General features: G+C 40.2%; 15 protein-coding genes. 9 read left to right on the forward strand and 6 right to left on the reverse strand.

Annotated elements, in window-relative coordinates; translation table 11 throughout:
* The first annotated feature begins 175 nt into the window (after nucleotides 1–175).
* The 3 genes from argB (at nucleotide 176) to L0657_RS19140 (ending at nucleotide 6,222) form a co-directional block, all read left to right on the forward strand.
* Entirely contained in the window at nucleotides 176–964 is a 789-nt protein-coding gene (argB, locus tag L0657_RS19130) for an acetylglutamate kinase (protein ID WP_235152358.1), read from the forward strand.
* 309 nt (nucleotides 965–1,273) lie between these two features.
* Nucleotides 1,274–4,606 carry a SusC/RagA family TonB-linked outer membrane protein gene (locus L0657_RS19135; protein ID WP_235152359.1) on the forward strand — a complete coding sequence of 1,111 codons (3,333 nt, stop codon included), beginning with the start codon at nucleotides 1,274–1,276 and terminating at the stop codon, nucleotides 4,604–4,606.
* A 20-nt stretch (nucleotides 4,607–4,626) separates the two neighbouring features.
* Nucleotides 4,627–6,222, forward strand: coding sequence for a SusD/RagB family nutrient-binding outer membrane lipoprotein (locus tag L0657_RS19140; protein ID WP_304488741.1), 1,596 nt, complete (start codon nucleotides 4,627–4,629; stop codon nucleotides 6,220–6,222).
* Between the two features lie 288 nt (nucleotides 6,223–6,510).
* Here the strand turns inward: L0657_RS19140 and L0657_RS19145 are convergent, their stop codons facing one another.
* From L0657_RS19145 to L0657_RS19155, 3 genes are all read right to left on the reverse strand, one after another.
* Nucleotides 6,511–8,076: a VCBS repeat-containing protein gene (locus tag L0657_RS19145; RefSeq protein WP_235152361.1), complete on the reverse strand. Its 1,566-nt coding sequence runs from the start codon at nucleotides 8,074–8,076 to the stop codon at nucleotides 6,511–6,513.
* Nucleotides 8,077–8,176: 100 nt separating this feature from the next.
* Complete coding sequence (gene argH / locus L0657_RS19150) at nucleotides 8,177–9,514, reverse strand: argininosuccinate lyase (protein WP_235152362.1); 1,338 nt, start codon at nucleotides 9,512–9,514, stop codon at nucleotides 8,177–8,179.
* A gap of 285 nt (nucleotides 9,515–9,799) precedes the next feature.
* Entirely contained in the window at nucleotides 9,800–10,306 is a 507-nt protein-coding gene (locus tag L0657_RS19155; RefSeq protein WP_235152363.1) for a C40 family peptidase, read from the reverse strand.
* A 281-nt stretch (nucleotides 10,307–10,587) separates the two neighbouring features.
* Between L0657_RS19155 and L0657_RS19160 the strand changes: the two genes are divergently transcribed.
* The gene (locus tag L0657_RS19160; protein WP_235152364.1) at nucleotides 10,588–11,760 is read left to right on the forward strand and encodes an AIR synthase related protein; all 1,173 of its coding nucleotides are present in this window, start codon (nucleotides 10,588–10,590) and stop codon (nucleotides 11,758–11,760) included.
* 207 nt (nucleotides 11,761–11,967) lie between these two features.
* On the opposite strand, the gene L0657_RS19165 is transcribed toward L0657_RS19160, so the two are convergent.
* Nucleotides 11,968–12,549, reverse strand: coding sequence for a Crp/Fnr family transcriptional regulator (locus L0657_RS19165; protein ID WP_235152365.1), 582 nt, complete (start codon nucleotides 12,547–12,549; stop codon nucleotides 11,968–11,970).
* A gap of 216 nt (nucleotides 12,550–12,765) precedes the next feature.
* Here L0657_RS19165 and L0657_RS19170 point away from each other — a divergent pair, with 216 nt between their 5' ends.
* On the forward strand, nucleotides 12,766–13,734 hold the full coding sequence (locus L0657_RS19170; protein ID WP_235152366.1) for a DUF6973 domain-containing protein: 969 nt from the start codon (nucleotides 12,766–12,768) through the stop codon (nucleotides 13,732–13,734).
* 51 nt (nucleotides 13,735–13,785) lie between these two features.
* A complete protein-coding gene (locus L0657_RS19175) occupies nucleotides 13,786–14,184 on the forward strand; it encodes a hypothetical protein (protein WP_235152367.1) in 399 nt (132 codons plus the stop codon).
* A gap of 18 nt (nucleotides 14,185–14,202) precedes the next feature.
* On the opposite strand, the gene L0657_RS19180 is transcribed toward L0657_RS19175, so the two are convergent.
* Nucleotides 14,203–15,192: a glycosyltransferase family 9 protein gene (locus L0657_RS19180; protein WP_235152368.1), complete on the reverse strand. Its 990-nt coding sequence runs from the start codon at nucleotides 15,190–15,192 to the stop codon at nucleotides 14,203–14,205.
* A gap of 274 nt (nucleotides 15,193–15,466) precedes the next feature.
* Nucleotides 15,467–17,014: a M81 family metallopeptidase gene (locus L0657_RS19185; protein ID WP_235152369.1), complete on the reverse strand. Its 1,548-nt coding sequence runs from the start codon at nucleotides 17,012–17,014 to the stop codon at nucleotides 15,467–15,469.
* Nucleotides 17,015–17,267: 253 nt separating this feature from the next.
* Here L0657_RS19185 and L0657_RS19190 point away from each other — a divergent pair, with 253 nt between their 5' ends.
* The 3 genes from L0657_RS19190 to L0657_RS19200 all read left to right on the forward strand — a co-directional run bounded on the left by L0657_RS19190 (nucleotide 17,268) and on the right by L0657_RS19200 (nucleotide 19,966).
* The gene (locus L0657_RS19190; RefSeq protein ID WP_235152370.1) at nucleotides 17,268–17,987 is read left to right on the forward strand and encodes an alpha/beta hydrolase; all 720 of its coding nucleotides are present in this window, start codon (nucleotides 17,268–17,270) and stop codon (nucleotides 17,985–17,987) included.
* Between the two features lie 209 nt (nucleotides 17,988–18,196).
* Nucleotides 18,197–18,610, forward strand: coding sequence for a type II toxin-antitoxin system HicB family antitoxin (locus L0657_RS19195; protein ID WP_235152371.1), 414 nt, complete (start codon nucleotides 18,197–18,199; stop codon nucleotides 18,608–18,610).
* A gap of 42 nt (nucleotides 18,611–18,652) precedes the next feature.
* Nucleotides 18,653–19,966, forward strand: coding sequence for a WG repeat-containing protein (locus L0657_RS19200; RefSeq protein ID WP_235152372.1), 1,314 nt, complete (start codon nucleotides 18,653–18,655; stop codon nucleotides 19,964–19,966).
* Nucleotides 19,967–20,011: the final 45 nt, after the last annotated feature.

Genomic DNA, 20,011 nt, shown 5'->3' on the forward strand with positions numbered 1-20,011 from the left:
TATGCGAATACAAAAGTGCAAATTGTCTGGCAGAATAATTTTCCATCCTGCTAAAAGTCCCAAAAAGTTTTACAATAAACAGAATTACTTTTGATTTAAGTCGAATTGTTGAGTGTGCTAAACGTTTTCTGCTAACTTTGCGACCTCAAAAAAAGCATAGTAAAACAGCAGATCGATGTCGCAACCACTTTACGTAGTCAAAATCGGAGGAAATGTAATTGATAACCCGGAGGCATGCTCTCGTTTTTTGGAAGCCTTTTCTAAATTATCAGGAACGAAAATTCTGGTGCATGGCGGAGGAAAAGTGGCAACGCAAATAGCTGCCAGTCTTCAGATCGAGACACAAATGGTGGACGGCCGGAGAATTACGGATAAGCCGATGCTGGATGTGGTTACGATGGTATATGGCGGCCTGGTAAATAAAAATCTGGTGGCGATGCTTCAGGCAATCGGATGTAATGCGATAGGGCTTACTGGTGCGGACGGTGGAATTATCCGTTCGGTGAAAAGACCAGTAAAAACAATCGACTACGGCTTTGTGGGAGATATTGAGGAGGTGAACGATATTCAGGTCAACGCTTTGTTACATAGCGGCCTGGTTCCGGTGATTGCACCGCTGACGTATAGTAGTGGTGGGTTACTGCTAAATACCAACGCCGACACTATGGCTTCGGCAATGGCAGTTGCTATGGCCAGACATTATGATGTCAATCTGATTTATTGCTTCGAAAAAAGAGGAGTTCTTTCTGACTCTGAGAATGATGACTCAGTGATTTCTTCCCTAACACCTGATCAATATGCTGGTTACAAGGAATCTGGTGCTATTAATAAAGGCATGATACCTAAAATGGACAATGCGTTTGCAGCTTTGCACAGTGGTGTATCAAAAGTTACAATTTGCCATGCCGACGAGTTAGGAAATGCTTCAGTCGGGCAGGCTGGGACCGTTATTTATTTGGATTAAGGTAGTCTTGAAGAAAATGTTTACCATTCATTGATCTGCTGATTTTCGCAGGTCGTGGTCTTTCATTAAGGTGAAAACCTCATAGTATTTGTAACATTCTGTTAACAATACAGCTAATTCGGTTTATCTCTCAAACGTCGAAATTTTCTTCGCTCATCAAACTCTATTCGATAGATATATTATTAATATTCTCGAATAACATAATTTATTTTTAATTTGTTTAGTTAATTATTAAAATAACTTATTAAGTTTGTGTTAAGCTTTTTATTATTTAAAAAATCAGCGAACATCAAATTCATTTAACTCTCTATGGGAAAAAATTTACTTAGACTTATTGTCATGTTGATGGTAATAAGTGGACCTGTATTCGCTCAGACGATATCAGGGAAAGTTACAAGCAGCTCTGACGGCTCATCACTGCCTGGCGTGTCGGTGCTTGTAAAAGGTACCACCTCCGGTACAACCTCAGATGCCGATGGGGCATTCAGCATTTCAGCCAAGGCAAATAACACATTGGTTTTCTCTTTTATTGGTTACAAATCGAAAGAGGTAATCGTGGGAACGCAATCGGTTGTTGATGTAACAATGGAAGAAGATGCTTCTCAATTGAATGAGGTTGTTGTTACAGCTTTAGGTATTCCTAAGGAGCAACGCGCATTAGGTTATGCAACGGCCACAATCAACAATGAATCTTTGGTAAAAACGGCTTCTCCCAACTTTGCAGCCGCATTGTATGGAAAAGCTCCTGGAGTTACCATTAACGCTACGCCGGGTGGTGCAACCAGTGGGATAAGTGTTAGTATCCGTGGCTTCAGTTCGATTTCCGGAAATACGCAGCCACTTCTGGTATTGGATGGGGTGCCAATTCGTAACGGTGAATCAAGAAATACAGATTTTTGGGGTGATCAACGTATACGCGGAAACGGTCTTTTAGACTTGAACCCTGCTGATATCGAAAGTATCTCTGTTTTGAAAGGTGCATCCGCCGCGGCTCTGTATGGTTCAGAGGCAGTGAATGGCGTTATGTTAGTAACGACAAAAAGTGGAAAAGGTAAAAAAGGATTTGGTGTTGATTTCACTGCAAGTTATAACGTAGATAAAATTGCATATCTGCCTAGATACCAGAATGTAAGAGGTCCTGGATATCCCTTAAATTATTTAAATGGTGGGCAGGATGCAGCCGGATTTATTTATTATGATACCGACGGAGACGGTACCAAGGAAACAAGAGGTTTACTTAATGCAACCGTTAACTTTGGTCCTAAATTTGACGGTCAGCCGGTAATGGCATTTGATGGTGTGATCAGACCTTATTCTCCATCAAATAACAGCTATGCAAATTTGTTCCAGAATGCAAGCAGTTCAAATATTAACCTTGCAGTTTCAAAAGTAACTGATAATGCGAATGTTCGTTTTTCTTTCACACGTCAGGATAACGGAATGATTAGCTATGAGTCTAAAAACAGCAAGAATATCGCAAACCTTAATTCAAGCTTTAACACGGGTAAAAAGTTAAAGACTGACATTACAGTAAACTTTGTAAATCAGCATACGCACAACAGACCTTTCAAAGTGGATCGTATGATCAACAACTTCACGGGTATGATGAACCGTTTTGAAAATGTTGACTGGTACTTTGATAAATACCAGACCAGCCAGGGTTATAAATACGTAACAGCTATTTCGGGTAACCCTAGCTTGACACCTAACGAGATCATTAAATACAACGGATTCAAAAGTGACATTGCTGACTATGTATGGAGCACAAGAAAAAATACATACGACGAATACAGCAACCGTATCATCGCAAATTTGACGCAACACTGGGAGATTACTCCTGAGTTAAAATTGAGAGGCAGAATCGCAACTGATTTTACATCTGAAAGAATTGAAGACAAACAGGCTTCTGAAAAACCGCTTGCTTTTGGTTACACGGGTTCTTTTGGGATGAGTAACAATCTTTATAATAATGTCTTTGGTGAAGCTTTATTAACCTATACTAAAAAGCTAAACGAGGATATGACCGTTCAGCTTACTGGTGGATATAATGCCCGCAAAGAGCTTACCACAATGTTTGGTGTGGTCACAGATGGCGGATTAAGCACAGAAAGCTTTTATGATTTGTCTGCTTCTGTAAACAATTTAAAGACACTTGGAACGAATACCCGTAGCAGATTCACAAGGGATGCGTACATTGGAACGGCAAACTTCGATTACAAAAACTTGTTTTTTATTGAAGGAACAATAAGAAGAGACCGTACTTCAACCTTGGCTAAGGGAAGCAATTCATTTGTATATCCTTCTGTTAATACAAGTTTTGTTTTCTCGGATGCATTTAACATGCCGTCATTCCTGAGTTACGGTAAAATCAGAGGTTCTTTCGGTGTTGTGGGTAATTATCCTCAGACTTATCAGGCGAACGTTGCTTATCAGCAGGGAAGTTTGCAGGTTCAGCAAACAGGAGGCCAGTCGGTATTGTATACGTATATGAATTCAAGTTACGGTAATGATAAAATCCGCCCGGAACAAAAACGTGAATTTGAATTCGGTTTAGAGGCTAAATTTTTAAATAATCGTATCGGTTTAGATGTCTCTTATTACAATGCGCAGATCGTTGATCAGATTTTACCTTTATCCATTGCTGCAACTTCTGGTGCAAGATCAATCCTTGCTAACGTTGGTACGTTAAGAAATAAGGGTCTGGAAGTTGGGATTAACTTTTCTCCAATTCAGGGAACAGGAGCTAATGATTTCAACTGGGATATGGTAATCAACCTGGCTCAAAATGCTAATAAGGTTGAAAAACTTGCCAATAACTCAACGGAATTATTACATGCTGATTACGATGGTAACGCTGCACAGTTAAGATCTGTTGTTGGTCGTCCGATGGGTGATATTTTTGTACATGGAATTCTCAAAAATGCGCAGGGACAGCAGGTTGTTGGACCTAACGGATTATATCAGCTTGATCCTGAATTCAAACGAGTGGGTAATGCAATGCCTAAGCTAACGGGTGGTTTTATCAACAATCTGAGTTACAAAAATTTCAGCCTAGACGTGGTAACAGATTTCAGATGGGGTGGTTCGATTATGCCAACGGGTATCAACTGGATGACTTCAAGAGGTTTGACAGAGGAAAGTTTGACTGCGATGGACGCAGAGCATGGCGGTTTATCTTACTATGTTGACGCAAATGGCAAAGGTGTTCCGACAAATGCGGCTACGGGACCTGGTGGACAGACCGTATATCATGACGGTATGTTGATGGATGGTGTTACTACAACTGGAGAAGCCAATACGAATATCATTTCTCAGGCTGTTTATTATAACAGTACTTACAACTGGGGTGGACCGCAGTTCAGCAGCTCTCGTTATGAATTGTATGTAAAGAAGAACAACTTTATCAAAATGAGAGAAATTTCTCTTGCTTACAGATTGCCAGCTTTTATAGCAAACAAAATCGGGACTCAGAATGTAACAGTATCTGTGTTCGGACGTAACCTGTTCTTCATTTACAGATCAATTAAGGATCTTGATGCAGAACAAACCAACGCAAGTACAAGATGGTACGAAAACGTGAATAACGCAGGTAACAACCCATCATTCCGTACCATGGGTGTTATGTTAAGAGCAAGCTTCTAATTTCTAATTCGATTATGAAAATGAAAAAAATATCATCATTAATATTAGCAGGGCTTTTGCTGAGTGCAGTGTCCTGCAAGGAATCGGATTTTACTGATTCTTACGCCGATCCTTCGAAGATTGCTGAAACGACGGTTGAAAAACAATTTACAGGATTTTTACAATCCACTAAGGATTATATTCTTCCAGGGTATACCAATTATTTCGTAGCACTCCGCACTTCGATCAATCATTACAACCAGGTGACAGGTTGGATCAATGATTCAGGACAATATATTCCAGGGTCGGCCGGAACAGAAGCGGTTTGGTTTAATTACTATAATATGCTTGCTCAGTATCGCGAGCTTCAAAAGGTATATAATTCCAAAACAGCAACTGAACAAGCAGATCGCAAGTTCTTCATGACTGTTGCTACCATTTATTTGTATGATCAGACGGAAAGAATGATCGACCTCTTTGGTGCTATTCCTTTCACAGAGGCTGGTATGTTGAGCATCAAAGGTGGTGACTATGCCGGCTCTTTGGCAAAGTTTGACGATCCGCAGGCGCTTTACACCATGATGCTTGACGATTTGAAAAGCATTTCGGCAGAATTGAATTCAACGACAATTAATGCAGGATACCTTAAATCTTTCCAGACTCAAGATTTTGTAAACAAAGGTGATCTGACTGCATGGAAACGTTATAACAATTCACTTCGGCTGAGAATGTTAAACCGCGTTTCCGGAGTTGAAGCGTTCAAATCGAGATCAACTACTGAAATGGCTGAGATTTTGGGAAATGCTACAACGTATCCGATTGTTACAAGCAATGAGGAGAATATTCAGATTAATGTGTTTAGTATAAACTCTGACATTAACTCCAAAGGATTTCAGGATGGTATTGCTTCTAACGGAAGCTGGTATGGCAACACGGCTGGCAAGAAAATGATTGATTTCATGAATACCAACGCTGATCCACGTTTGCCTATCCTTTTTGAGCCAGGTGCAAATGCAGCCGGAAAATATATTGGTATTGATCCAACAGCAACTTCCGCAGTGCAAACTGCACTTTCCAACGCCGGAGAAGTGGCGATTTATAACCGTTACGTAACAAGTCATAACCAGTTTTTCCCAGGTGTGATTATCAACGCAGCTGAGGTTAATCTGATCAAAGCGGAATATTATTTAAGAGCTGGAAACGACGCTTCGGCTAAATTGGCATACGAGACAGCGATCTCTCAATCGACAAAATTCTATAATGGAATTTCAGCGGTAAGTAACGCGACAGGTGTTAATGCTGCGCCGACTCCTGCTACGGATGCTTCCATCGCGGCCTACATTGCAGCGGATGGAGTAAACTGGGATAAAGCAACTTCAAGCACAGCAAAACTTTCTTTGATCGCTACGCAAAAATGGCTTCATTTCAACCTTGTTCAGCCTTACGAAAACTGGGCAGAAACACGCAGACTGGATCTTCCAACGTTCACTTTCCAGGTTGATAATGCAAACAACCAGACATTGCCTCCGGTGAAATGGACAATCCCAAGTAATGAGATTTCTTACAATGCGAACAATTACTCATCAGTAAGAGATCAGGATAAGCTTACAACAAAACTTTTCTGGGACGTAAAATAGCTCTGCTTTTATGTTCTTAGTTAAATAGTCAAAAAGGGTCAGCTGTAAAGTTGACCCTTTTTGATATCAATGAATTTAATTCAGACAGAATAATACTTTTGCCTAAACATAAAACACACTCACCATGATCTGTTTCTCATTTGAAAAAGCTGAATTAGTCGGAATTGGCGCTAACGTTATATTTCTCGGAGTCGTTGCCTACGTATTGATACTATTGATCATCGCCTTGAATCTCTTCATAAAAGTCCTCAGAAAAAAACTGAAAGAATAAACGAGAAATTAGGAAAGTCACTTCGTCTTGTTCTCCAAAACCAAGAGCTGAGGATAAACTGTAATACCTTGAAACATCAGGACAGTCAGTTCTGAGATGTTATGAAAATAGGAGCCGAGAATAATATCTTCGTCACCATCCTTATCATAATCCGCGGACTCCATAATCATCCATTTTCCCGAAACTCCTTCAGGTGTAGAAAAGGGCTTGAAATCTAAATTGCCTTCATTGGAAAGATATATAAAACCCTGCTCTGGATTATCAAGATCAGTGTAAAAGGAGGTAGCAGCGATGTCGATATCACCGTCGCCGTCGAAATCCCGGGCCATGGCTTTGCTGGCTCCATATAACGGATAAAACCAGGCCCGTTTGAAATTATCCTTACCGTCATTCAAATAGATACGGATACCGTGGTAGTTTTTCTTAATTCCTGAATAATCCCAGTTGTCTCCATTGGTCAGAATAATATCCTGAAAACCATCCTTGTTGAAATCCGCCAGTTCAAAATAAATAGAGCCAAAAACAGGAGGGAATTGTAGAACCACTTTTTCCTTAAACTCACCGTTTCCCAAATTATAAAATATCGAAATTTCCTCCCTGGCCTGAGTCATCAATGCCATGATATCAGGTTTTTTATCCTTGTTAAAATCGGCAATTTCGACTTTTCGGGCTCCTGGCAATTCTTTAAGGACATGTTGCTTTTTAGATTCAAAATTGTCCAGCCATAACAGCCTCCCAGTATGATTTCCAAACTCGGAAATAACAACATCCTCTTTTCCGTCCATGTTGAGGTCAGTCGCTACAAAATTTACCGGCCTGTGCAGTAAATGGATATTAACCTTCGACTGATCTTTTTTATCCGTTTTTGTTAATGATTCCAGACTTCCGAATTTTTGCTGAGACGGTTTCAGCGAGCCGACGGACAATAATCTCGGTGAAGCATTGTCAGGAAAATCAATATCAGAAGCAGGTGTGCTGATCCAGATAGAATCCCTTTGCTGAAATTTTTCGTCGAGAACATACAGCGTGTTTTGTGCGTCACCCACATACAGCTGTGAAGATTTTTTATCAAATTTCAGAAGTGTCGTTTGCGGAAACATTTTTTTGCCAACGAAAACTGCTTTCGGTTGAAAAAGAGATAGCTGGTTGGTAACAACCGGTCCGGGTTTCTGAGGGATGGGTTTTTCAGGCGCTTCTTTTTCGTAATACTCAACGATTTTTTTCCAGTCTTTTCTTGAAATAGTCGCTGTGCGCGGATAAATATTCAGATCACGAACCAGCTTTTCTTCCTCCGCGAGCATGTCTTCATAAACATTTTTGCCCGACGTATTTATCCCCATGCGAAAACCCATATTAGGCAATACCGAAGTTGTCCAGGTTTTTTTATCCAATAGCGAAGGACTTGGAAAAAGGTGGCAGGTGGCGCAGTATTGTCCTGCTAACTGCTCGCCAGTCAATAGTGAATCGGATAAGGATACTGATTTCAGCGGAGTTGAAACTTCATTGTTTTTTGTATTGATAAAAGCAAAAGCTGTTATCCAAAAGGAAAGGAGTATAATAATTACGTATTTGTAAGCAGGCATTCCTGAAACTTATTTGGTTAGTTTAGAACCCTTATAACACAGAGAAGCCAACACGAAACTACTTGTTGACTTCTCTTATCTATGCTGATCATTTTCTTTTTTAAGAAACAATCAGATCGCTTAAAGCCTTTTCAACCTTTTCAAAACCGAACCGGGCCAATTCCTGATCCATCCGGGCTTTTATCAAATCGTTCTGCAAATTTCCAATGCTGCCTTCATGCGTATGTTTCAAATCACGCGGGGCGGTATAACTTCCGTCACCAATTTCCGCGCCAACCTGGCGGTAGGCATCACGGAAAGGAACGCCATTGATGACCAGTTCATTCACACGCTCAACACTAAAAAGAAGATCGTATTTGGCATCGTCCAGCAGATTTTCTTTCACTTTTATATTTTCCAGCATAAAGGTCGCAACATCCAGACAGTCCAGAATTTCATCGAAAGCAGGCATCAGGATTTCTTTCAGCAGCTGCATATCACGGTGATATCCCGAAGGAAGATTACTCAAAACGATGGTAATTTCCATCGGAAGTGCTTTCATGCGGTTTGTTTTTGCGCGAAGTAATTCTGCCACATCCGGGTTTTTCTTGTGCGGCATAATGCTGCTTCCCGTGGTCAGGTCATCCGGCAAAACGATGAAACTGAAATTTTGGCTGTTATACAAACAAACGTCCATCGCAAGTCTTGAAACCGTCGCTGCCAGTGAAGCAATGGCGGTCAGTGCTGCCTGTTCCGTACGGCCGCGGCTCATTTGCGCATAAACCACGTTGTGATGCATCCCTTCAAAACCCAACAGTTCTGTTGTCAATGTTCTGTTTAACGGAAAAGAAGTGCCATAACCAGCACCGGATCCAAGCGGATTTCTGTTTGCAAGGCGATAGGCAGCATTTAATTGAATGACGTCGTCAATCAAAGCTTCTGCATAAGCACCAAACCATAATCCGAAAGAAGAAGGCATGGCAATCTGCAAATGGGTATAACCCGGAAGTAAGTCGTTTTTATGTTTTTCAGACTGGCTGATCAAAACACCAAATAGTTTTTCCGTTGCCTGAACAACCTGAAAAAGACGGTCGCGGGTATATAGTTTCATATCAACCAAAACCTGATCATTACGCGAACGTCCGCTATGGATTTTTTTGCCGATATCACCCAGTTTCCGTGTCAGCATCAATTCTACCTGTGAATGAACATCTTCAACGCCCTCTTCAATAATGAAGTTTCCTAACTGAATTTCTTTATAAATTGAAAACAGCTCAACTTTCAGCGCTGAAAGATCGTCGGCAGTTAATAAGCCGATCGTTTCCAGCATAGTCGCATGCGCCAGATTTCCCAGCACATCGAATTCAGCAAGGAAAAGATCCATTTCACGATCACGACCAACGGTGAATCGCTCAATTTTTTCAGAAGTTACAGTATTTTCTTTTTGCCAGAGTTTCAAAATCAGTAGACGAATTATGGTTACACAGAGGTGCGCAGCTTAGGAAAGAGAAACACAGAGGTATTAATCCCAGTCAATCATGCGCTTACTGCTACAAATTTACAATCAATTGAGGAAACGCAGGGGAATTGTGAAGGTTATTTTTGTTAGGTGACACAGAGCGGACGCGCGGAACAACAGATAAATAGGAGAGTTATACAGCGTTTTTTTCTTATCTCAAATCAAAACCTCTGTGTACCTCTTTTTTACTCTGTGACCCTCTGTGTAACCTAACAAAACATAAAATCAGTTAATCATTCGACGAATAGCTACGAAGCGTTTTTGGTAATAATCAGCGCTCAGCAGATCGTAGCGCACGCCGCCGTTAAATGCAGAATGAATAAAACGGATATAACCCGGAGCGGTTTCGGTAATGATACCGACATGACCAATTCTGGAATCTTTTGAACTTTGTCCTTTAAAGAAAATAAGATCGCCTTTGCGTGCTTTGGAAAGATCAATTTCTTCCCCTTTTTCTGATTGTGCTGCACTGGAATGAGGCAGGGAAATATCCCATTTGCTGAAACAATAACGGACGAATCCGGAACAGTCAAAACCTTTTTTTGATGTACCGCCGGAACGGTATGGGATATGTAAATGCTTGTTTGCAAAAGAAACAAGTGACCCGATCGCATTTAGCGTATCTGCCTCAACTTTCTGTGGATTTTTTGATTGGGCATTGGCAGGATTACCAGATAAAACAGCGCAAAAAAGTAAGCCTAGGAAAACGGTACGTTGAATCGTAATAAACATTCAGCTTGGTTTAGGTTCTGGGTAATAAACTCCTAATCAGTAGAATATATTGTCTTTTCAAATTTGACCTTCGAAGTGTAAAGCTAACGAGGAATATTGGTTTAAAAAATTTTAACTTTTATCAATTTGTTAAATTTTCCTGTTTTGGCAGTTAAGTCACTTAGGGCCAGTACTTACGGTAATCTCTGACGTTATCCGTAAACGAAGCTTCATTCCACCCATCTTTTTTGCTATTTTTGTGCCCTTCAAAAGATTATTCAAGAATTAACCATACCTATTGCATGGAAACCACCGACCGTTATTTGCAACGCGGCGTATCTGCATCGAAAGAGGACGTACATAAGGCAATCGAGAAAATTGACAAAGGATTATATCCCAAAGCTTTTTGCAAAATTGTTCCTGATACGCTGGCCGGTGATCCTGAGTATTGTACAATCATGCATGCAGACGGCGCGGGTACAAAAACTTCGCTGGCTTATTTATACTGGAAAGAAACCGGCGATATTTCGGTCTGGAAGGGTATCGCGCAGGATGCGATTGTGATGAATACCGACGATTTGTTATGCGTCGGCGCAACAGGTCCGATGTTATATTCATCGACGATTGATAGAAATAAAAACAGGATTCCGGGTGAGGTGATTGCCGAAGTGATCAACGGCGCGGAGGAAATTCTGGAAATGCTGCGCAGTTATGGCGTGGAAATTTATAGCACGGGCGGCGAGACGGCTGACGTTGGTGATCTGGTAAGAACCGTGACGGTTAACAGCACAGTCATTGCCAGAATGAAAAGATCGGAAGTTGTCGACAACGCCAATATCAAAGCCGGTGACGTAATTGTCGGACTTGCATCTTATGGCCAGTCAACGTACGAAACTTCGTATAACGGCGGAATGGGAAGTAACGGATTGACGTCTGCCCGTCATGATGTTTTAGGTAAATATCTGGCTGAGAAATACGGTGAAAGTTTCGATCCGGAAGTTAACAGCGATCTGATTTACAGCGGTTCAAAAAAATTAACAGATCCGGTTGAAGGGACGCCATTGAACGTCGGACAGCTGATTCTTTCTCCGACGCGCACCTATGCACCTGTTGCCAAAGCGTTGCTGGACGAACTTCGTCCGCATATTCACGGTATGGTTCATTGCAGCGGCGGAGCGCAGACCAAGATTTTGCATTTTATTGATAACCTGCATATCATCAAAGATAACCTGCTGCCGGTTCCTCCATTATTCAAATTGATCCAGGAAGAAAGCGGTACCTCATGGCAGGAAATGTATAAGGTTTTCAACATGGGGCATCGTCTGGAAATTTATTTAGCTGAGGAACATGCAGCGCGCGTGATTGCGTTATCACAGTCATTTGGCATAGAGGCGCAAATTGTCGGTCGTGTAGAAGCCTCGCCTGTTAAAAAACTTACGATTTCGAGCGAAGCGGGGACGTTTTTGTATGAATAGCATTTAGCGATTTTGGGAAAAAATTATATTGAATTGGGGTATTAGTCAATATTTTTATGGCGTAATTACCTCCTGACTACTTGTTGTAAGTTCCTGTAAATTGTTAAATACAAATGCTATCTTATGATTAAATCAAGTATTCTACTGACTAAAATGAGATAACGGAAGTCGGATAATTAGAGCTTAAATTCATTTTGTTTTATCTTTTTAAAGTAAATATTCGTTTCCTTTTTGTTTCCGAATTCGAGAAAGCCCGGTGGGAGTAATACCCAGATAACTCGCTATATGTTGTTGCTGAACTTGCTGATGTACAATAGGATACTGCTGGATAAATGCATGATACCTCTCAGTAGCGGATTGCATTTGCCAGCTACACATTCGATCAATAGTTGCTTTGAAATTTTCTATCATGATGTTCGATAGAGCGATGTATAATTCTGGATTATCCGTTAGAATCTGTAAATAATCGATCTTGGGAATTTCAATAAATTCTATTGGGGTACAAGTTTCAATATATTCCTGACAAGGTAAATTCAATAAGAAATTATCAACTGAAACTACAAAGTCACCTGCCTGACTAAAACGGCTTGTCCATTCTTTGGATTCCGTTCTGTAAAAATTTCTTGTTATCCCTTTTGTTAAAAATAATAGACTCTTTTGGTTCTCATTGGGCATTAAGATCTGTACTCTTGCTCTAAAATTCCTTTTTGCCGCCCTGTTGTTTAAAAATTTAACAACATCAGTTGGCAGCGGAATATGTAATTCAAGTCTTTGTAATAAATCCTTCATTGCTCCTAATCATCAAAAATGATTAAGACGTGTTTTTGAACAAAAGTAACAATTGTAAAAAATATAATATTCTACACAATTTATTGCCTTATGTTAATAGTTTGATATTTCAAAGCGAAATACCTTTACAAAAAATATCTCACCCCAGATTTCGCGGTCGGAGGGTGAGATTAAGAGTAGTTTAAATAATTTACATTATCAAACCAATTTAAAGTTATGAATTTTAGAATTAAAAATGGGCTATTGTTATCATTATTTTCAATTTTACTATACTCTTGTAGCGAACCAAGTGTTAAGGAAGAAAGTAAGTTGATTAGTGATACTGACACTAAATTGGTAACATTTAGAAATCTAAAGGCAAAAATTCCTGTTAATTATCCCGAAGAACTTTTAAAATATGGGCCCGACGATTTACAATTGATAGCAGCAAAGGGAAAAGGTAGTGCGAATATGAGGACAACTGAGGGAAACAGTTTCGATGAAATCGCAGAAAATGTACTCGAAGAATACCCTAGTTTCGATGAATTTAAACCTGAACAATACAAAAAATACTTTCCTGAATTGTCTGAGAATGAGATTCAGGAAAATTCCGAAGATATTCTTGATTTTATGGAGAAATTAATGGGATATGAAGTTGCAATATCAGTATCTACTTTACCAGAAGGACGAAATTTGAGGGTAACATCAGGAAATAACCCAGGGGAAGCCAACTCTTGTGAAAAATGGTATTATGCTAATCATTTAAGACTTGATAAGGGTGGAATAGAGTACGCAGCAGGCAAAGCTCTTGATTACACCACAATTTATTACGGTAGCAATGCAAATGACCATACCATGGCAAATTCTTTTTTACATGCTGTTTGGAATATTCTCTTAGGTAAGCATGCAGCATATCGATATGGAGACGTTTGGAAAGCTCGTGAGGTAATTGAAGGCCTTACTGATGCCCATGAATGCGATTCTCCTGATGATGAAAAACAAATGGATTTACACAATAATGACGTCGGTTTAGAGTATTTCAATACGTACGCGGAGAGATATAAAAAGAATTTGGTTGATCATAATGTTAGGTTAAATAAATTACCGCAAGAATATTGCGATTACATATACTATTCTTCGGCAGTCAAAATTGCAAGAGGTAGTTCCTTTACAGCTAACAATTATACCAGGGTATATTACGATTAATTATTTTGACAAATACTTATTTTTATGATAATTGACCTTACAAACGATAAAATGAAAGTAATCATTCTGCCTCTAATTATGTTTATTTGTTTATCCTGCTCCGAGGATAAGTTTGGCAAAGAAAAGTTTGATGATCAAATCGTTATATCTAACAGGGCAGATACAACGATTCATAAGATAATAGTTTGGGGCGGTGATCGCCCTGTCTTAAAGAATGAAAAATCGTGGATTTTCGAAAATGTTCTTCCTGGAAAAGCTGATACGATAAATTTTAATATCAACAGAGATGTAAAAATACCGGAAGGCAGTATTTATGTTAGGGTATTTTTTAATGAAAAGGATTCATTGCCTGATGCAGGGTTCTATTTTACAAATTGGCAAATAGTTGGTTCGGATTACAGGCATTTTATCGTTTATAAAGATAAGGTCGTTTTAGAAAAGCTGAATTAGTACGTGAATATATGGGGTCTATACATTAGGCCCCATATATTTGGCTCCTTTCCCCCAAACCTTAATTTTATCAAAAACCTCCTTTGCAGAAATACTGTCCAGACTTTCAGTCTGTGTTTCAATATAATTCGCTTTCGGCCCGATTGGGCCCCATCTTCCGCCATGTTTCGGTCTGAAATTGGGATATAGTCCTAAAGTATTTATGCCCAGAGCTGCCGCCAGATGTAATGGTCCGGTGCTGGCTGCGAGCAGGCCATCCGTATGTTTTATGAAAGTGATCAGCTGATCGAGCGGTAATTGGCCGGTTAGGTCGATCACATGCCGCGGTAATGTATCAATCCAGGGTTTCAGTTCTTCCTGTTCCTTTTTAGAACCGGTTATAAAAATCTGATAACGGTTTTTATCCAATAAATCAATCAATTCCGAAAACCGTTGCAGATCCCATTCCAAGGCATTTTTATTGGATTTAGGATGCAGAATAATGGTGAATTTGTCCGTAATGAGCAGATCAGAAAATTCAGCCGGCAACGTCGCAAGCTTGTTCATCTGATAATAACGCCACAATTCATCAGGCACTTCTTTTATTCCCAAAGGTTTTAGCAAGCGAAAATGCAGAACAGCCTCATGTTCATCCGAAACTTTCCGGCGCAGCCAGATCAGTCGGTTGCAGTCGCGCCAGTGGTATGGGCGGCTGATCGTTCCAATCCTGATCGGGATTTCTGCCTTCCGCGCCAGGTTGCTTATATCCTTTTGTGTAATTAAATGGAGAATTGCGTCAAATTTGTGTTGTTTGATTTGTGCTATTTGATCCTTTTCCGGTAATGCAAAAATTGCGTCATAATCAATAAATCCATCAACAGAGTCACTGGCATCGATTACTGCTTTTGTATAGTTTCTCGCTAAAATAGTAATACGAGTCTCCGGCCTGATCTGTTTTAAATAACCGCACAAAGGAAGGGTTAACACAACATCGCCGATGGCATCTACTCTTGTGATTAAAATATGCATGCTTCGGAAGTCAATCTGTTTTTGATGAGCAGTAATAAAGATCCGGGTTTACGTTTCGCTTTTTTTTGCAAAAGTACTATACCATTAACGGTATTTCAGATAAAAAATTCGAAGATGCATATGAGAAAAGTATAATTTTTAAGTTAAAGAAACGGTCTTAGGGTGTTTAGACAATCTAAAATTCAGGGTCGTGCAGAAAAAACGGAGGATAGATTTTTACAAAATTTGTAAAAATCTATCCTCCGTCAGGCACTGATAATCTTCTATATCATTGCTACTTATCCGACAATGGCACAAGTTGTGCTTTCAGATCAGGATCTTTCATGTTTTTGTCCAGCGGAAACATCGGGTGTTTAATTCTCTTGTAACCCAGTCTTTCCAAATCCTGATCTACGCCGCCCGGTGTTAAAGCCAATAACCAGTCAGCGCGCATGTTGTAAAGTTCAGGTTCGAGGTAACCGATTTTTACAACCACGATATCAGATTTGCGGGGGTTAAGACCAAGTCTGGTAAAATCAGCTTCTTTATGATAAGGTTTGCGTTTTTGCGTAACGATCACATGCACGCTGCCGACTTTTACGACAACTTCTGTTTCCGCATTTCTATCTCCATATTCAATCGATTCCACAGTTCCGGCCAGACGAACCGGAGGAGCGAAACGTGCGTCAACAGCAGCACCTGCCAGGGCATCTACTTTTCCACCAACACCAGCCGCGATGGCAGCTTTTACAAATTCAGGTCCGGGAATGGAAGCATAAATCAGCGAAGGTCCATCTTCTGATTTGAATTCCGGACGCGCCAGTATCTCGGTTAATGTCCACGTTACATCACCCGCTCCGCCCGCAGTCGGGTTGTCGCCTGAATCGCTGATAAAAAATGGATGTTTCTGGCTTTTAACTGCTTTGTCGAGCGCTTCTTTTAAGGATGCGGTTGGTGCGACAAACTCAAATTCTTTCCGCACTTTCCAAAACTTTTCAGCCAGATCTTCCGCAGTTTTTGTAACCAGATTTTTATCATCACCAGTCACCATTACAACGGCATGGTTTCGCGGCTCGTCGGCCCAGGCATACCCGATCCAAATCGCAGCATCAACAATTCCTTTTTGCAAGGAAGCCGGAGAAACTGCGGCATACAAAGTTTTTCCCGGTTCGATTCTCGTACTTGTTTTTTCACCAGGCAGTAGGATTGGAACGGGGATCCAGGCTTTGTATGCAGGTTTTCCTTTCCCGGTTTCAAGTCGGGTCAGTAAATTATTGACTGCGCGTCTTTTTGTTGCCATCGCGTCTTCATGCGGCGCCATACGGTAACACGTGATTATATCCGTATTTTTCGCCAGTCGCCACGACACATTTCCGTGCAAATCCATGGAGGTGGAAATCAATGTTTTTTTGCCAACCACTTCACGAATTCGAATCAGAAAATCTCCTTCCGGATCATCCATGCCGACCACACTCATGGCACCATGGATATCATAAAACAAACCGTCATAAGGCAGATTCTTTTTCAACAAATCCAGAGCCTGTTTAACCATCGATTCGTAAGCTTCTTTCGTAACCGTTCCACCCGGAAGCGAGCGACCAACCATAGCCGGAAGCCAGTTTGCGCGTTTTGGAATGGTTGAATCCGGCGAGAAAAACGGGTAGGAAGTAAAAATCTCAGCGCCATATTTGGCATGAAAAGCTTCTTCATGCGTACGTGCGGGGGAAAACGTACTGGACTCAATGGCCAATCCCGTTATTCCGATACGCGGAAGTGGTTTTTGAGCAAAAGCCTGCGAGAATAGCAGTGACAGTGATGCTGTTATTAAGAATTTAATCTTCATGTATAAAATTTGGTCTAGGAAACATTTTAAGTTATTTTATTAAATGTAATCAACTTTTTGTATCCTGTTAAATCTGGTATCTAAAACTTTGGAAGTATATTCTTAAACTAATATTTATTGGTTGATATGTCTAATTATTGAAAAATCCATTCATTCCAATTTTTAAATGGTCAGACTGATTTGCTTACCGTCTGTTATATTTACGAAATTCCAATATTGCTGCCCGATTTAAATTATATTTCAATTTCACCTGATGAATAAATTATTTTCTGTCTTTGCCATCTGCTTCTTTTCACTTCCGGTATTTGCACAGTTTACATTACAAAAAGATTTGCCTCTGTCTTATCTGGTCAGCCAGCCGAAAACAAAAACCGCAAAACCCGGATTGATTATTTTGCTGCACGGATATGGCAGCAATGAAGCGGATTTGTTTGAATTGCGGAATATGCTCCCCGATAATTTTCTGATAACTTCCGTGAGAGCGCCCATGACACTCGCACCGAATGCATATCAGTGGTTTAGAAGTGAGACGATTAAAGGTGTGAAAGGAGGCATTCTGAAAGATCTTAAAACAAATTCAGATCTGATTAAGGCTTTTGTGAAAGGGGCAGTGAAAAAATTTAAAGCTGATCCTTCGCGTGTTTTTCTGATCGGTTTTAGCCAGGGCGCAATGATGAGTTTTGAAGTAGGATTGACATCGCCTGAATTGTTAAGCGGAATTGCGCCTTTAAGCGGCAGAATATTCGAATCGCTGAGACCGAATATTAAACCATCAAGCGCTTTCAAAAATTTAAAAATATTCATTGGCCACGGAACAGCTGACGAAAAAGTGCTCTATCATTATGCCACCGAAGCTGTTTCCATTTTAAAAGAAAAGCAAATACCAGCCATTTTACATACTTACCAGGGTATGCAGCATTCAATCAATGAGCAGGAAATCAATGATCTGGTAAAGTGGCTGAAAGAAAAGTAAGAGCTGTTTGCTACTGTAAAATTATTCAATACATCCGATAAAGATAATTAATTGCCTAACTTTGTAACTAAATTGCAGTTACAAATTTTATGGGTCCCGGAGAAAATTTATAGATGCAAATAAGCTGGTTGTCTCTTTACATAAGCCACATCCAAAGCCGATTGTGAAAGCTTATGTGATTGAGCAGATCATCGTTTTTCTAAATCAAAATGGCAAGATCAAACATGATTAATTCTCTGACATACAATGGCTACACGGCATCAATAAGTTACAGTTCTGAGGATGAGGTGTTCTTTGGCAAGATTATTGGCCTGAATGACCTTATCACTTTTGAGGGAACATCGGTAGCAGAACTTAAACAGGCTTTTCAGGAAGCGGTAGAAGATTATCTGGAAACATGTAAGGAACTAAATAAATCTCCAGAGAAGACATACAAGGGAGTTTTTAACGTTCGTGTTCCCTCAACTTTACATAAAAAAGTGGCTACATTGGCAGCACAACATGATATTACCTTAAACGATTTTGTAAAATCCGTATTGGTTTATGCAGTAACTCATGACAATGTAAGTGCTGAATTGTTCAACAAAAATGCCGGTGAAGACAGCTACGCAATGGGAGCCTGATGTTCCAGGATGTATTCACCAAACCTCACAAAATCGGACGTTATGATTTTTTATAATAAATCATTCAATATAATTTTTACTATTCTTTCAATTTGTTCAGGGTTAAACCTGGCGATGGCTCAGAAGCCGGGCTGGCTTGAAAAATACAATGAACATCAGGCTTACAGAGACATTTACGTTGTTAAAACCATCAACAAAACAAACGACACTTACAGCAGTTTTCTGGTTGATAAAAATGGCAAAAAACTTACGCCTGCTTATCGGGATATTGGTAAATTCTCTAACGGCCTGGCTGAATTTGTCACCTTTGAAAATCATAAAGGTGCGTTGGGTATGCACGGATATCTCAATAAAAACGGGAAAATTATTATTCCGGCGGTTTATCGCGGAGCAGGTGAGTTTCAGAATGGCATCACTTATGTGATTTATCCAAAAGGTAAACAAATGGGTCTTTCCTATCTGGATACCCTCGGCAAGGAAATATATAAAGTCCCGGTTGAGTTATTTCCCAATGATTTTTTGATCAATAAGGCGAAGGCGGCTTACATAGCCTACCACGACTGCCAGGAAGATTTTATCTGGTATGTGAATGACAATCTGACAACGCTCAATTGGAATTTCGGAAAATTTATAGAGGCCGATATTAAGAAAGCCAAAGAGCCGTTCCGCTTTTACTACAAAGGAAAATATGGCGTTGTTGATAAAAATCTGATCCTGCGTGTCCCGGTTGCGCTGGATGATATTGACCTGATTTATAAACATTCCGGAAGAGGTTTGGCACGTGTCCGGTATGGAGATAAATTTGGGTATATCAGTTCAAAAACCGGCGAGGTCGTGATTCCTTTTATTTATGAGGATACGCAAAAGCCTTCTCTGGGGCGTTATTGGGTGAAAAAGAACGGGAAATGGGGTTGTATCAATAAAAAAGGGGAAACCGTTATTCCGTTTTTATATGATTATGCCGGCCGTTTCATGGATGAAAACCGCGCGTCAGTTTCTCTCAACGGTAAATTCGGGCATATTGATACAACCGGAAAAGTGACTACACCGATAATTTATCAGTCTGCTTCGTACTTTAAACATGGTCTGGCGATGATACAGCTGGATAATAAATATGCCTACATCGACACAAGCGGAAAGGTTGTCACCAAAGAATGGTTCAGCGAAGCTCAGCCCTTCCGGGAAGATATGGTGGAAACACAGCGATTTGGGCTATATTATAAAGTTCTGCCAGACGGAAGCGTGAAGTTTGAAAGAATTTCGGGGTATTGGAAGGGCATTTTAATTTTACTTGGACTGATGATTTTAGCCATTGCTCCATGGCGATTCTTCAAGGCAAGGAAGGGAAGGGTGTAATTCCCGTCTCAGCTTTTCGAGGCCAATTCGTACCGCAGGTTTACG

The sequence above is a fragment of the Dyadobacter sp. CY345 genome, assembly GCF_021502725.1.
GTDB lineage: Bacteria > Bacteroidota > Bacteroidia > Cytophagales > Spirosomataceae > Dyadobacter.